The organism is Streptomyces sp. NPDC050674 (genome assembly GCF_040654575.1).
Taxonomy (GTDB): domain Bacteria; phylum Actinomycetota; class Actinomycetes; order Streptomycetales; family Streptomycetaceae; genus Streptomyces.
This window is the reverse complement of sequence record NZ_JBFAIG010000006.1, coordinates 204,938-217,298: the sequence shown is the minus strand read 5'-3', so window position 1 is coordinate 217,298 and position 12,361 is coordinate 204,938. Positions and strand designations below refer to the sequence as shown.

General features: G+C 68.5%; 10 protein-coding genes and 2 tRNA genes. 9 read left to right on the top strand and 3 right to left on the bottom strand.

What is annotated here, in order from left to right; genetic code table 11:
- Window positions 1-29: 29 nt before the first annotated feature.
- Window positions 30-467, top strand: coding sequence for an HD domain-containing protein (locus AB0I06_RS13015; RefSeq protein ID WP_363118923.1), 438 nt, complete (start codon window positions 30-32; stop codon window positions 465-467).
- 15 nt (window positions 468-482) lie between these two features.
- On the opposite strand, the gene AB0I06_RS13010 is transcribed toward AB0I06_RS13015, so the two are convergent.
- The gene (locus AB0I06_RS13010; RefSeq protein WP_363118809.1) at window positions 483-1,673 is read right to left on the bottom strand and encodes an acyltransferase family protein; all 1,191 of its coding nucleotides are present in this window, start codon (window positions 1,671-1,673) and stop codon (window positions 483-485) included.
- 621 nt (window positions 1,674-2,294) lie between these two features.
- Here AB0I06_RS13010 and AB0I06_RS13005 point away from each other — a divergent pair.
- The gene (locus AB0I06_RS13005; RefSeq protein WP_010041885.1) at window positions 2,295-2,489 is read left to right on the top strand and encodes a hypothetical protein; all 195 of its coding nucleotides are present in this window, start codon (window positions 2,295-2,297) and stop codon (window positions 2,487-2,489) included.
- Window positions 2,490-2,977: 488 nt separating this feature from the next.
- On the top strand, window positions 2,978-3,208 hold the full coding sequence (locus AB0I06_RS13000; protein ID WP_363118808.1) for a hypothetical protein: 231 nt from the start codon (window positions 2,978-2,980) through the stop codon (window positions 3,206-3,208).
- Between the two features lie 100 nt (window positions 3,209-3,308).
- Here AB0I06_RS13000 and AB0I06_RS12995 read toward each other — a convergent pair.
- A tRNA-Gly gene (locus AB0I06_RS12995) sits at window positions 3,309-3,382 on the bottom strand.
- A 164-nt stretch (window positions 3,383-3,546) separates the two neighbouring features.
- On the opposite strand from AB0I06_RS12995, the gene AB0I06_RS12990 reads away from it, so the two are divergent.
- The 5 genes from AB0I06_RS12990 (at window position 3,547) to clpX (ending at window position 8,430) form a co-directional block, all read left to right on the top strand.
- A tRNA-Pro gene (locus AB0I06_RS12990) sits at window positions 3,547-3,623 on the top strand.
- Window positions 3,624-3,817: 194 nt separating this feature from the next.
- Complete coding sequence (gene tig, locus AB0I06_RS12985) at window positions 3,818-5,206, top strand: trigger factor (RefSeq protein ID WP_363118807.1); 1,389 nt, start codon at window positions 3,818-3,820, stop codon at window positions 5,204-5,206.
- A gap of 334 nt (window positions 5,207-5,540) precedes the next feature.
- On the top strand, window positions 5,541-6,146 hold the full coding sequence (locus AB0I06_RS12980) for an ATP-dependent Clp protease proteolytic subunit (protein WP_192234658.1): 606 nt from the start codon (window positions 5,541-5,543) through the stop codon (window positions 6,144-6,146).
- A gap of 145 nt (window positions 6,147-6,291) precedes the next feature.
- Entirely contained in the window at window positions 6,292-6,963 is a 672-nt protein-coding gene (locus AB0I06_RS12975) for an ATP-dependent Clp protease proteolytic subunit (protein WP_363118922.1), read from the top strand.
- Between the two features lie 180 nt (window positions 6,964-7,143).
- A complete protein-coding gene (gene clpX, locus AB0I06_RS12970; protein ID WP_086603933.1) occupies window positions 7,144-8,430 on the top strand; it encodes an ATP-dependent Clp protease ATP-binding subunit ClpX in 1,287 nt (428 codons plus the stop codon).
- 60 nt (window positions 8,431-8,490) lie between these two features.
- Here the strand turns inward: clpX and AB0I06_RS12965 are convergent, their stop codons facing one another.
- Window positions 8,491-9,453, bottom strand: a complete 963-nt coding sequence (locus AB0I06_RS12965; protein ID WP_363118806.1) for a hypothetical protein — start codon at window positions 9,451-9,453, stop codon at window positions 8,491-8,493.
- 138 nt (window positions 9,454-9,591) lie between these two features.
- Here AB0I06_RS12965 and AB0I06_RS12960 point away from each other — a divergent pair, with 138 nt between their 5' ends.
- Entirely contained in the window at window positions 9,592-12,222 is a 2,631-nt protein-coding gene (locus AB0I06_RS12960) for a valine--tRNA ligase (RefSeq protein WP_363118805.1), read from the top strand.
- Window positions 12,223-12,361 lie beyond the last annotated feature (139 nt).

The window sequence follows — 12,361 nt, the reverse complement described above, 5'->3', positions numbered from 1 at the left end:
ACACTGGAGCAGTGACCGAGACACCCCGCATGACCTTGGACCAGGTGGAGACCACCGCCCGCGCTGCGCACAACGGCCAGAGGGACAAGGCGGGACGGCCCTACACCGAACACCTCCGGGCCGTTGCGGAGGGCGTGCGGGCCCGGGGCGGCGACGAGGAGCAGATCGCGGCGGCCTGGCTGCACGACGCGGTCGAGGACGACGCCCTCAGCGCGCAGTGGCTGCGCGACGCCGCGCTGAGCAGCCGTACCAAGGACATCGTCCTGGCGGTCACCAAGCGCGCGGGCGAGCCGCCCGAGGCGTACGCCGCGCGGATCCTCGCCACGCCCGGCGCGCTGCTGGTGAAGGAGGCGGACCTGGCGCACAACGCGGACCCGGCCCGCCTCGCGGTCCTCGACGAGGCGACCCGCACACGACTGACCGAGAAGTACGCGCGGATGCGCGCCCTTCTCGGTCTCGTCGGATGAACCCTGTCCCGTGGGTCAGGCGTTGACCTTCTCGCGCTCGCGCTCGCGCTCGCGCCGCTCGGCGCCCTGGCGTTCGCGGGCCACCTCGGCGGCGTCCCGCTTGAAGGCCCATTCCATCTTCGGCTCCATCGCGAACCGGAAGACGCGCCGCACGGGCGCGGTGCACAGCACCGTCACGACGGCGGCGGCCAGGAGGGTCACGAAGATTTCACCGGCCGGGTGGTGCAGCCAGGACGCCTCGAACCAGCCCTGGTAGTCGCCGGCCTTCACCAGGAAGCCGTGCAGCAGGTAGCCGTAGAGCGTGCCGGCGCCGAGAGCGGTGAACCACATCTGACGGCGCGGCACCCAGGCGAAGAAGCAGGCGGTCAGCACCAGCGAGCAGCCGAACATCGCGAGCACCATGACCGGACCGGTCCACCACGGGGCACCCAGCTCCTGCGCGGCGTCACGGTGGTAGAACCACGCGGTGTTCATGCGCGGCACCGCCCACCAGCTGAAGGCCAGCGCGACGGCGAACACGGGCACCGACGCGATACGCACCGCACGCGTGCGCACCATGTGGAAGTGCTCGGGCTTCATCACCAGGCCCAGCACGAAGAACGGCAGGAACTGCAGGACGCGCTGGAGGTCCAGGTCGTCGCCGATCTCCGGGGTGACGGTCGCCAGCATGGCCAGACCCAGCGCCAGGGGGAGCGGCCGGCGCACCAGGTTCCAGATGGGGGTGGTCAGACGCCAGATGAACAGCGCGACCAGGAACCAGGTCAGGTACCACGGGTCGAGGAGGCTGATCTCCTGGTGCGGGTCGTTGTCGATGACCCGCTTGAAGAGCGGATAGGCCGTCTCGAAGATGATGTACGGCACGGCGACGCCGGTGATCAGGCGCTTGAGCCGGTCGGGCCGCATGTCGAAACTGCGTGAGAAGTAACCGGAGATGATGATGAACGCCGGCATGTGGAACGCGTAGACGACCTGGTACGCCGCCTCGAGTATCCGGCTGTCGCCCTTGAGGGGCTCCCAGGCGTGGCCCATGGCCACCAGCACGATCGCGAGGTACTTGGCGTTGTCGAAGAACGCGTCGCGCTGTCTGCCGTTCTGCTTCTTCTGCGTGCTCTGCGGCGAGCGCGGGCTCGGCACTCCGTCGGCCGGCGACTGTGCCGGGGGAAGTGGCGCCCTGCGGTCGCCGTTCGGTCGCAGCGAGTTCGTCACAGACCCTCCCACCAGGAGCTGGGGGAGACGATCCGGGACCTCGCTGCGCGTACGGGGGACGAGGCAGCGTGGAACATCTGAGGCACCCTAGCGTTCCCAGCAGCTATTCGTAAAACGCCGGAAGTGATTCCTGGCTATTCGCTGCGGGTACCCCGGATTACGGGTAGTTGGCGTCACTGTCGGCGTGATGGCCAACACATGGTCCGATGGCGGATTGTGTGCACCGCCTGGGCCCCGCTTGTCATGACACTTCCGGACTAAGCGGCGCATAAGACCAGCAGGCGACTCCAGCGGATTGTCCGCTTCGCCCCTCTTCGGCGGCTGCCTGTAGGTGTGTTGGTGAGGCTGTGGCGACAATTCGAATTAGCTGCGAACGCGTTGTGTGGAGACGGAAACGATACCGCCGAATTCCCTGTGCGGGTGGCTCGTCGAATTGCCGTGCGACTGGCCGCCGTTGGCTCCGGGCGCACGGGCGGCGCGGACGACCGGGGGCGACACGGGTGTAGTCGATGTGTCACCGGCCGCATAGGCGGGCCACGTTGGTGGCACGATGGTTCTGGCGGGGGCGCGGGGTCGCGTCCCCGGGCCGGGAGTGCGGACCGACCGAGGGTGTGATCAGTTGTGGCCATTTCACTGTCTGTGGTGCTGCTGTTGGCGATCATCCTTGTGGTGTTGCTGAGAGGGGGATCCATCAAGGCAGGACCGGCGATCGTGGCCATCCTCTTCGGCTTCTTCCTCGCCTCCACCGGCATGGCCCCGTCCATCAACCGGTTCCTGAACTCGATAGCGGAGACGATCAACTCCATCAGCTTCTGACCGGCCGGCCCACGAGCCCCGGGCTCGGCGCACAGGCGGTGGAAGCGGGGCAGGCCCGCCTCCTCGCGATCGGCGCGCGCCCGGGCAGTGAAGGCGTCCGAGGCCTCCACGCCCCGTCGCCGGCGCGCCGCACCCCGGGCGTCCGCGCTCTCCCGGCCCGAAGCGGCCCCCGGACCCACGTTCAGGCGCACGCCCCGCCGAGAACGCCCGGGGACCGGCACCGCCACCTCCCGCACCGCCACCCGCCGCGCCCCCTTCGCCGTCCCGGCCCGATGCGAGACGGCCCCACTCGTCGCCGGGACCGAGCCGGACCGGCAGCACGCCGACGCTCCCCGTTGCCCCTCGCGCTCGCCCTCCGGTCGGGGGCCGGGAGCGCCCGGTCTGCGGCGACAGCCGACTGGGTATGACCACCTGGGCGGTCTTCGGCGATGAGGCCGCAGGACGCGGGTCGTGATCAGCGGCCGGGGGCGGAAAACGGGGTGGAGACCATGGGCTACATGATGACGACTGTCATGGCGGTCGTGTCCGTGGTGGCGGCCGCGGTGATCGTGCTGGTGCGCCGCGATCGGCGCCGGATGGCTGCCGGCCCGGAAGCGCGGCGCATCGAGGCGGTGGCTACGAGAGGCCTTCGCGATGCCCGTCGCCAGGCGCATGCCCATCAGCACTTCAACGATGCCGGCGGCATCAGCGCCCTGCGGGACCGTGACTCCCGTTCGTAGGGCGCCGTCAAGCGTCAAGCCGGGACGAGCCGGCTTGGACTGCGCAGCGGAAACACTCAGGGCCAGGCGGAGGAATCATCCTCTGCCTGGCCCTGAGCCATGGAGCGGGCGACGGGAATCGAACCCGCGTAGCTAGTTTGGAAGACTAGGGCTCTACCATTGAGCTACGCCCGCACAGCACGCGCCGCGGGTCGGATGACCGCGGCACTGAAGGCATCGTAGCGGGTCGTCCGCCTCCGCCGCACACCGCATTCCCGTCGCGGGCGACGCGGCACACAGCCTGTGGAAATGCGGCGGCCGCACCGTCGTGCGGCATGTACCCTACGTGTCGCACCAGACGGGGTGTGGCGCAGCTTGGTAGCGCGTCCGCTTTGGGAGCGGAAGGCCGTGGGTTCAAATCCCGCCACCCCGACCAGCCACCCGATCACCTCGTGTGATCGCCCATCCGATCGCTTCCGTGATCGCCTTTTGGGCGGTGTAGTCGCTGCCGTTACTATGCAAGCTGCACGCCCGTGTGTCTCATCGTCTGAAGTCCTCCGGGCGGCGAAATCCGCCGGGCCGCTCTGGCCCCGGCAGAAACCAAGAAGTCAGCCACAAGGAGACCGAACCGTGAAGAGCGCCGTGGAGACCCTGAACCCGACTCGGGTTCGGCTCACTGTCGAGGTGCCCTTCGAGGAGCTCAAGGACAGCCTCGACGCGGCGTACAAGAAGATCAACCAGCAGGTCACGGTGAAGGGCTTCCGCAAGGGCAAGGTCCCGGCCCGGGTCATCGACCAGCGGTTCGGCCGCGGTGCGGTTCTGGAGGAGGCGGTCAACGACGCGCTTCCCAAGTTCTACACCGACGCCGTCAACGAGGCCGAGCTCAGCGTGCTGGGCCAGCCCGAGGTCGACATCACGGAGCTGAAGGACGGCGAGACGCTGAACTTCACCGCCGAGGTCGACATCCGCCCGTCCATCGAGATCCCGGACTTCTCCGGGATCGAGGTCGAGGTCGACGCGGTCGAGGTCACCGACGAGGACGTCGACAAGGCCGTCGAGGAGCTGCGCGAGCGCTTCGCCTCCACCGCCCCGGTCGAGCGTGCCGCCGAGGACGGCGACGTCGTGACCATCGACCTGCGCGCCAAGGTCGACGGCGAGGTCCTCGAGGACGGAGTCGCCGACGGTGTCTCCTACACCATCGGCTCCGGCGAGCTGCTGGACGGCATCGACGACGCCGTGAAGGGCCTGGAGGCCGGTGGCGAGGCCACCTTCACCTCCGAGCTCAAGGGCGGTTCCGCCGCCGGCAAGGAGGCCGAGGTCACCGTCAAGGTCACCCAGGTCGCCAAGCGTGAACTGCCCGAGCTGGACGACGAGTTCGCGCAGCTCGCCTCCGAGTTCGACACCCTCGAGGAGCTGCGCGCGGACAGCCGCAAGCGCCTGGAGAACATGAAGCAGTACGACCAGGCCACGCAGGCCCAGGAGCGCGTCCTGGAGAAGCTGCTCGAGCTGGTCGAGGTCCCGGTCCCCGAGAAGCTGCTCGAGGACGAGATCAACACCCGCAAGCACAACCTCGAGCACCACCAGCTCGGCCAGATGGGCCTCGACCTCGCGAAGTACCTGGAGATCCAGGGCAAGAGCGAGGAGGAGTTCGACGCCGAGACCAAGGAAGCCGCGGTCAAGGGCATCAAGACCCAGTTCGTCCTCGACGAGCTGGTCAAGCAGGAGAAGCTGAACGTCAACCAGGAGGAGCTCACCGAGCACCTCATGCGGCGCGCGGCCTCCTCCGGCATGTCCCCCGACCAGTTCGCCCAGGCGGTCGTCGAGGGCGGCCAGGTTCCGCTCCTGGTCGGCGAGGTGGCTCGTGGCAAGGCCCTGGCCGTCGTGGTCGAGAAGGCCACGGTCAAGGACACCAACGGCGAGATCATCGACCTCGACGACGAAGAGGACGAGACCGAGTCCGCTGAGGCCTCCGCGGAGGAGACCCCGGCGGAGTCCGCCGAGGAGAAGACCGAGGGCTGAGCCCCGGTCGCGGTGAGTTCGTGAGAAGACCCTGGGGCACGCCCCAGGGTCTTCTTGTCATGGGCGGGGGGCAGCGCACCCCAGGGGCGCGGGGAACCGCGCGGGCGACCACGACGCGCCCGCAGCCGCCGATGGACGGAACCACCCCGCCGCAGCCGCGCGGCGCTACGCCCCCGGCGAACACTCCCATCTCCGGGATTCCCCGAAGGGACCCGCGCGTTAGGGTCCATGAATACGAGGGCAGTGGAGTCCCCGAACGGCTCCTAGCCCCTAGGGAAACGTGAGACGGCCCGGCGCCGTCGTAAGACGAGCAGGTGGATACGTGACGAATCTGATGCCTTCAGCCGCCGGCGAGCCTTCCATCGGTGGTGGCCTCGGCGACCAGGTCTACAACCGGCTGCTCAACGAGCGGATCATCTTCCTCGGCCAGCCGGTCGACGACGACATCGCGAACAAGATCACCGCACAGCTGCTGCTCCTTGCCGCCGACCCGGACAAGGACATCTACCTGTACATCAACAGCCCCGGCGGTTCGATCACGGCCGGCATGGCGATCTACGACACCATGCAGTTCATCAAGAACGACGTGGTGACCATCGCCATGGGCCTCGCGGCCTCGATGGGCCAGTTCCTGCTCAGCGCGGGTACCCCCGGCAAGCGCTTCGCGCTGCCGAACGCCGAGATTCTGATCCACCAGCCTTCCGCCGGCCTCGCCGGTTCGGCCTCGGACATCAAGATCCACGCCGAGCGGCTGCTGCACACCAAGAAGCGCATGGCCGAGCTGACCTCGCAGCACACCGGCCAGACGGTCGAGCAGATCACTCGCGACTCGGACCGCGACCGCTGGTTCGACGCCTTCGAGGCCAAGGAGTACGGCCTCATCGACGACGTCATCCCCACGGCCGCCGGCATGCCGGGCGGCGGCGGCACCGGGGCCTGAGCGGTCCCCACGGGGCCCGTGGCGCCCCGTGAGGCCCACGGAGCCCTCCCGGGCCCCAGCGACCCCTGACAGCCCCAGCCGACCGCCTCAGCCCCTTTCAGGAGACACCGTGAACCAGTTCCCCGGCAGTGGGATCTACGACCGTATGCACGCCGTGCAGGACATGAACGCCTCGCAGGGCCGCTACACCGGCCCGCAGGCCGAGTCCCGCTACGTCATCCCCCGCTTCGTCGAGCGCACCTCGCAGGGCATCCGCGAGTACGACCCGTACGCGAAGCTCTTCGAAGAGCGCGTGATCTTCCTCGGCGTCCAGATCGACGACGCCTCCGCCAACGACGTCATGGCGCAGCTGCTGTGCCTGGAGTCGATGGACCCCGACCGTGACATCTCGGTCTACATCAACAGCCCCGGCGGCTCCTTCACCGCGCTCACGGCCATCTACGACACGATGCAGTACGTGAAGCCGGACATCCAGACGGTCTGCATGGGCCAGGCCGCCTCCGCCGCCGCCATCCTGCTGGCCGCCGGTACGCCGGGCAAGCGCATGGCCCTGCCGAACGCGCGCGTGCTGATCCACCAGCCGTACAGCGAGACCGGCCGCGGTCAGGTCTCCGACCTGGAGATCGCCGCCAACGAGATCCTGCGGATGCGCGCGCAGCTGGAGGAGATGCTGGCCAAGCACTCCACCACGCCGGTCGAGAAGATCCGCGAGGACATCGAGCGCGACAAGATCCTCACGGCCGAGGACGCGCTGAGCTACGGCCTGATCGACCAGATCATCACCACCCGGAAGATGGACAACTCGAGCCTGCGCTGACGCGAGAGGCTGTAACGTCTGCCGCCCCTTGGCACGGTTTGGCTCGGTTCACGTCAAAGCGAACCGCGCCAAGGGGGGCCCGAACGGGGGGCCCGGCAAGGTACCGTCGGACATAAGGCAGCACCAGGAGTCCGCTGGACGTCGCGTCCAGGAGTCTCCCAGGCGAAGGGGAAGCACACCGTGGCACGCATCGGTGACGGCGGCGATCTGCTCAAGTGCTCGTTCTGCGGCAAGAGCCAGAAGCAGGTCAAGAAGCTCATCGCAGGGCCCGGTGTCTACATCTGCGACGAGTGCATCGACCTCTGCAACGAGATCATCGAGGAAGAACTCGCGGAGACCAGTGAGGTCCGCTGGGAGGAACTCCCGAAGCCGCGCGAGATCTACGAGTTCCTCGAGGGCTACGTGGTCGGCCAGGAGGCCGCCAAGAAAGCCCTCTCCGTAGCGGTCTACAACCACTACAAGCGCGTCCAGGCCGGCGAGAACGGCGGAGGGAGCGGCCGCGACGACGCCATCGAGTTGGCGAAGTCCAACATCCTGCTCCTCGGCCCCACGGGCTCCGGCAAGACCCTCCTCGCGCAGACCCTCGCGCGCATGCTGAACGTCCCCTTCGCGATCGCCGACGCCACGGCGCTGACCGAGGCCGGGTACGTCGGCGAGGACGTCGAGAACATCCTTCTCAAGCTGATCCAGGCGGCCGACTACGACGTCAAGAAGGCCGAGACCGGGATCATCTACATCGACGAGATCGACAAGGTCGCGAGGAAGAGTGAAAACCCCTCGATCACGCGCGACGTGTCGGGCGAGGGCGTCCAGCAGGCCCTGCTGAAGATCCTGGAGGGCACCACGGCCTCGGTCCCGCCGCAGGGCGGCCGCAAGCACCCCCACCAGGAGTTCATCCAGATCGACACGACGAACGTGCTGTTCATCGTGGGCGGTGCCTTCGCCGGACTGGAGAAGATCATCGAGTCCCGGGCCGGCGCCAAGGGCATCGGCTTCGGCGCGCAGATCCGCTCCAAGCGCGAGATGGAGTCCAAGGACCAGTTTCAGGAGGTCATGCCGGAGGACCTGGTCAAGTTCGGCATGATCCCCGAGTTCATCGGCCGCCTGCCGGTCATCACCTCGGTCCACAACCTCGACCGCGAGGCCCTGCTCCAGATCCTCGTCGAGCCGCGCAACGCGCTGGTGAAGCAGTACCAGCGCCTGTTCGAACTCGACGGCGTCGAGCTGGACTTCGAGCGTGAGGCCCTGGAAGCCATCGCCGACCAGGCCATCCTCCGCCAGACCGGAGCGCGCGGCCTGCGCGCCATCATGGAGGAAGTCCTCCAGGGCGTGATGTACGAGGTCCCGTCCCGCAAGGACGTGGCCCGGGTCGTCATCACGGCGGACGTCGTCCAGTCGAACGTCAACCCGACGCTGATCCCGCGGGATGCGCGGGGGCGGGGGCCGGGGGAGCAGAAGACGGCCTGATCACTCACTGCATGCGAAGGCGCCCGGCACTCCCGCCGGGCGCCTTTGTCGTGGCCGCCGTCAGGCCGCGACGCGGATCTCCTTGCGGACCTTGGTCGTGAGGTCGATGGCCACGTCCTTGGTGACGCCCTGCGCCACCTCACCCGGCGACACGATGGCGAGGGTGCTGTAGTCGGCCCACGCGCAGAACCAGTTGACCTTCTCCTTCTTGGAGAGCCGGTCCTGGCCCTTGACCGACTGGCACTTCATGACCGCACCGTCGAGGTCGGCCGCCTCGGGCTCGCCCACCAGTTCGGGCTTGCCCGACCCGGTGGCGGACTCCTTGTCGGCCGACTTCTTGAAGTTGGCGAAGAAGAGGTCCAGCGTCGTCTCGGGGTCGGAGATCTCGCCGTAAGCACCGGCCACTGTAAGAGTCTTGGCCGTCGCCAGCTTCCCCGCCGACGCCGGGTCGTTCGGGTCGTAGTCGCTCATGTCCAGCGTGTTGTAGAGACCCGCCACGGACTTGGCGTTCTTCACGCCGCTCTTCTCCACCTCCGAGGTGGAGTCGCTGCCGGCGGTCGCTCCCTCCTTCGTGGTGCGCTTGTACTCGCTGAGCACCGTCGCCGGAGTCGTCAGCTTGTGCGGCCCGTCGTCCTCCAGGGAACCCGCGCCACCGCCCCCGCCGATCACGAAGTACGCGCCGACGCCGATCGCCGCCACGACCGCGACCGCGCCGATGATGAGGCCGGTCTTCTTCCCGCCGCCACCCGGCGCGGGCGGCTGGGGAACGCCGTACTGCGGCTGCTGGCCATAGGGAGGCTGCTGGCCGTACGGGGGCTGCTGGCCGTAAGGGGCCTGCTGCGGCGGGACGCCCTGCGGGGGCTGCTGCGGGTAGCCGTAGCCGGGCTGGGGCGGAGGGGCCTGCTGGGGATAGCCGTAGCCGGGCTGGGGCGCCAGCGGCGGCTGGCCGTACGGGCCCGGCTGGCCGTACGGACCTGGCTGCTGGGGCTGCCCGCCGTACGGGCCCGGCTGGTTGTAACTCATGTTCTGGGTTCCCCTCCAGATGCTTATGTGTTCCGGACATCCTGGCGCAGACCCGCCGTGTGCATGGCATCGGGGCCCCCACCGTTACAAAGGAAACGCGTTTCGGGACGGGGTGGTGACACCTCTAAACTGACCCCCGTGACCGAGAACGCTCAGCAGCAGCCACCAGCGCCCAGCACCGACCTGCCGACCCAGTACGCGCCGGCCGACGTAGAGGGGCCGCTGTACGAGCGCTGGGTAGAGCGGGGTTACTTCGAGGCGGACGAGAAGAGCGAGAAGCCGCCCTACACCATCGTCATCCCGCCGCCGAACGTCACGGGCAGCCTGCACCTCGGGCACGCCTTCGAGCACACGCTCATCGACGCCCTGACCCGCCGCAAGCGCATGCAGGGCTACGAGACGCTGTGGCAGCCGGGCATGGACCACGCCGGTATCGCCACGCAGAACGTCGTCGAGCGGGAGCTGGCGAAGGAGGGCAAGTCCCGGCACGACCTGGGCCGGGAGGCGTTCGTCGAGCGCATCTGGCAGTGGAAGGGCGAGTCCGGCGGGCAGATCAGCGGACAGATGCGGCGGCTGGGCGACGGTGTCGCCTGGTCGCGCGAGCGCTTCACCATGGACGAGGGCCTGTCCCAGGCCGTCCAGACCATCTTCAAGCGGCTCTACGACGACGAGCTGATCTACCGCGCCGAGCGCATCATCAACTGGTGCCCCCGGTGTCTGACGGCCATCTCGGACATCGAGGTCGAGTACCAGGACGACGACGGCGAGCTCGTCTCCATGAAGTACGGCGACGGGGACGAGACGATCGTCGTCGCCACCACCCGCGCCGAGACGATGCTCGGTGACACGGCCGTCGCCGTCCACCCCGAGGACGAGCGCTACAAGCACCTGGTCGGCAAGCAGGTCAAGCTGCCGCTCACCGACCGCTCCATCCCGGTCGTCGCGGACGAGCACGTCGACCCCGAGTTCGGCACGGGAGCCGTCAAGGTCACCCCGGCGCACGACCCGAACGACTTCGAGATCGGCCAGCGCCACGACCTCCCGGCCCTGACGATCATGGACGAGCACGCCGTGATCACCGCCCATGGCCCCTTCCAGGGCTTGGACCGGCTGGAGGCCCGCTCGGCGATCGTCGCCGCGCTGCGCGCCGAGGGCCGCATCGTCGCCGAGAAGCGGCCGTACGTCCACTCGGTCGGCCACTGCTCGCGTTGCAAGACCACCATCGAGCCGCGTTTGTCGATGCAGTGGTGGGTCAAGGTCGGCCCGCTCGCGAAGGCCGCCGGTGACGCGGTCCGCGAGGGCAAGGTCAAGATCCATCCGCAGGAGATGGAGAAGCGCTACTTCGACTGGGTCGACAACCTCCACGACTGGTGCATCTCGCGGCAGTTGTGGTGGGGCCACCGCATTCCGGTCTGGTACGGCCCGAACGGCGAGATCGTCTGCGTCGGCCCCGACGAGGAACCGCCCGGGACCGAGGCGGAGGGCTGGCGCCAGGACACCGACGTCCTCGACACCTGGTTCTCCTCCGGCCTGTGGCCGTTCTCCACGCTCGGCTGGCCCGAACAGAGCGATTCGCTCGCGAAGTTCTATCCGAACTCCGTCCTGGTCACCGGCTACGACATCCTCTTCTTCTGGGTCGCCCGGATGATGATGTTCGGCCTGTACGCGATGGACGGCACCCCGCCGTTCCACACCATCGCCCTGCACGGCATGGTCCGCGACCAGTTCGGCAAGAAGATGTCGAAGTCCTTCGGCAACGCGGTCAACCCGCTGGACTGGATGGACAAGTACGGCTCCGACGCGCTCCGGTTCACTCTCGCGCGCGGCGCCAACCCCGGGGTCGACGTCCCCATCGGCGAGGACTGGGTCCAGGGCTCCCGCAACTTCGCCAACAAGATCTGGAACGCGACCCGCTTCGCGATGATGAACGGCGCGACGATCGAGGGCCCGCTGCCGGACGCCTCGAAGCTGTCGCCGACCGACCGCTGGATCCTCTCCCGCCTGAACTCGGTGGTCGCCGAGGTCGACGCGTTCTACGAGGACTACCAGTTCGCGAAGCTCTCCGACGCCCTGTTCCACTTCGCGTGGGACGAGGTCTTCGACTGGTACGTCGAGCTGTCCAAGACGACGTTCCAGGCGGGCGGCGAGGCGGCCGAGGTGTCCAAGCGGGTCCTCGGTGAGGTTCTCGACGTGACCCTGAAGCTGCTCCACCCGGTGGTCCCGTTCGTCACCGAGACCCTCTGGACCACGCTCACCGGCGGCGAGTCGGTCGTCATCGCCGACTGGCCGAAGGACAGTGGCTTCCGGGACGCCGACGCCGAGCGCGAGATCGAGTCCCTGCAGTCGGTCATCACCGAGGTCCGCCGCTTCCGCGCCGACCAGGGCCTCCAGCCCGGCCAGCGGGTTCCGGCCCGTCTGACCCTGGACGGCACACGGTTCGCACCCCACGAGCCCGCCATCCGCCAGCTGCTGCGTCTCCAGCCGGAGGGCGACGGCTTCACGGCCACCGCGACCCTCCCGGTCGCCGGCGCGGAGGTCGCGCTCGACCTCTCCGGCACGATCGACGTCGCGGCGGAGCGCAAGCGCCTGGCCAAGGACCTCGCCGCGGCCGAGAAGGAGAAGGCCCAGGCGAACGCCAAGCTCGGCAACGAGGCGTTCCTCGCGAAGGCCCCCGACCACGTCGTGGACAAGATCCGCACCCGCCTCGCCAAGGCGGAGGAGGACATCGCCCGCATCCAGGCCCAGCTGGAGCGCCTGCCGCAGGGTTAAGGGTTCGTACGGCGTAAGAGGCCCCGGGAGCTGTCAGTCCCGGGGCCTCTTACGTGGCCCAGGGGCACGTACCTCAGGGGCGCGGGGAACTGCGCGACAAGCCACCATGAACCCGCACACACGCGACGACACAAACCAC